Below are 2364 nucleotides of genomic sequence, written 5' to 3'. Positions count from 1 at the left end.
ATCTGACTCGCCCAATTTTGCAAAACTTCAATATACCTCATTTCTATTTTTCCTCTGCCTAGAGTGACAAAAGAGGGCTAATTACTATCCCATCCTCAGTATCCTTATTCCGCATGATTCGCGCCAACTCAACAGAATCAGCAGGCTTACTCGCTCTTGCCATACCTTTACTTCTATATAATCTGCAAACCAAGCTTTTCAGTAAGCTATTTGTCAATACTCTTACTTTAACCACACTGTAGAAGAACTTACCCCCGTATTTACTCCTAACTACCCCAATTCACACACTAATTACCCCAATCAATTGAAAATTAGGTCTAATTTTTTAAATAAAAATATGTTGTTAACTGATAAATAAACTCTCACAATCCCCATGATTGAGGTATTCTGAGGGCAAATTGATCCAACTATTTCAGCATTACTTCAAACATCAATCGTCTTGGAACAAAACTCTACAACCCTCTCTGCGTATGAATTTACATCAGTCCCGTTCCACAATAAACCATTGCTGTTGTCGCATAATCCAGAACTAAAACAAGGTATGTTCAATGGGGTTATATTATTCTTAAATTATTCGCAATAAATTAGATTAATTGACAATATATTCAATACAATCGTTTATCATGTAGTTCTAATAAATACTACTTCTGTTTTATATTTACTTTTTGATGACTAAGGTATGGTAAATGACCCTGTAAAGCGAACTAAATCTATCAAGGTATACCTCTTTGAGGAAGAAAAAACTACCATTGAGGAAAAAGCGATCGCCACAGGGGTAACTGCATCTGAGTATTTACGTTCCTGTGGATTAAGGCGGGTACTAACGGCAAAACCGTCTGCCGACTTGATAACTATCCGCGCTACTGCTGGAAACCTTAAAAGCGAACTGATGATGTTATCTCACTTAGCGAAAGAAACAAACAACCAGCAAATTTTGGATACTGTTAATAAGGCGATCGCACTTGTAGATCAGACCATCGCAGCTGCATTTAACCTAGACATTCTAGATAAATCACCCTCAAGCCAAGATAAATAAGGCATTGTAGGTTCTATAGCCCCCACTTTCAACTGTCTCAATTTGATTCCCGTCATCTACAAAAAACCCAATTTTCTCGACACGCTCAAGTATGTCTTGGGGAAAGATGATGCTGCGATTGTCGATACTAATATGATGGGAACAAGGCCAGATGAATTTAATCAGCAGTTTCTCAACATCAAGTACACCAACAAAGCAGTTAAACGGCATTGCGCTCACCTCATCATCTCAATCGCACACCGCCCGAACTACCACGAGCATTTATCCAACAGTCAGTACAGTTATGTAGCAAGAGAATATCTCAAAGATATGGGATACTTGCCCAAGGAAGAATCATCTGTAGCAGCTACCAGTCAGTTTGTTGCAGTACGCCACCACGATCGCAACCACGAACACCTGCACATAATCGCCTCTCGGATTCGGTTAGATGGTAGTTTAGTTAATGATTCCTATGATTATTTCAGCTCCCAAGTCTCTACTAGACGCATCGCGGCGGAACTAGGATTGGAAGTAACTCCAACAACAAATGAAGCTGTGGCCTCTAAGTTAGAGCAAGAGTACGGAATAATTACACTTACCAGCCCCAACCGATCAAAAAGTATTAGAGCAGTCAACAGTAAGCACAAAACCCCAACAAGTAAGGAAATTATTCGCCAAGCAATAGGAGAAGCCATTAAAGATAGTCCCACCGTCTCTACGTTCATTGAACGCCTGGAGGAAAATAACATTGGAGTATTGCCTAAGATGCAGGGGGAAGAACTACTAGGCTTTACCTACATTCATAATGATGTAAAAATTGCTGGTTATCAAGTATACAAACCCTATAGCTGGAACAAACTGCGATCTGAATATGGAATCATGTATGACCCAGATAAAGATAAAGAAGTAATTCAACAAGCTAAAGCCAAAGCAATTGCTCGCATAAATAGCATAATTTTAAGTAACAATGATTACTTATATAGTGATAAACCTACTAATAGCAGTACAAGTGATAGCAATGGTGATACCGATAGTAACTCCAAAAAACTTGAGAGGACAAAAGTACTAAATAGTAATTATCCAGATCAAATTTCGACAATACAACCAAAATTAGAAGATAAACCCACGTCGGAAGCAAATAAGGTTAAGAAAAAAGTTCAGCCGCATCCAAAGAAACAGCACCCACAACAGGATATTTCAGAAGAAAACGGTCTTAGTGCTAAACAATTCCTGGAAGAGCAATCTTCCCCTATTCCTGCTTCTGTTACCCTTCTAACTTGAAAATCAAACTTTGGCTTTAGCCCAAGAAGAGTATGTGGCGGAAGTCGTTGAATTACAACAGCCATAAC

The 2364-nt window shown here is 38.8% G+C and carries 2 protein-coding genes; both read left to right on the top strand.

All coding sequences use genetic code 11. The features are described 5' to 3' along the window. The first annotated feature begins 679 nt into the window (after positions 1-679). Positions 680-1036, top strand: a complete 357-nt coding sequence (locus GNE10_RS33945) for a plasmid mobilization protein (protein WP_185570424.1) — start codon at positions 680-682, stop codon at positions 1034-1036. Positions 1037-1078: 42 nt separating this feature from the next. After that, positions 1079-2296: a relaxase/mobilization nuclease domain-containing protein gene (locus GNE10_RS33940; protein WP_260447144.1), complete on the top strand. Its 1218-nt coding sequence runs from the start codon at positions 1079-1081 to the stop codon at positions 2294-2296. The last annotated feature ends 68 nt before the right edge of the window (positions 2297-2364 follow it).

Origin of the sequence: Nostoc sp. 2RC, assembly GCF_014222165.1 — a bacterium.
Lineage (GTDB): Bacteria > Cyanobacteriota > Cyanobacteriia > Cyanobacteriales > Nostocaceae > Nostoc > Nostoc linckia.
Note: the sequence above shows the minus strand (reverse complement) of the source record. Positions and strands in the feature narration are given on the sequence as shown.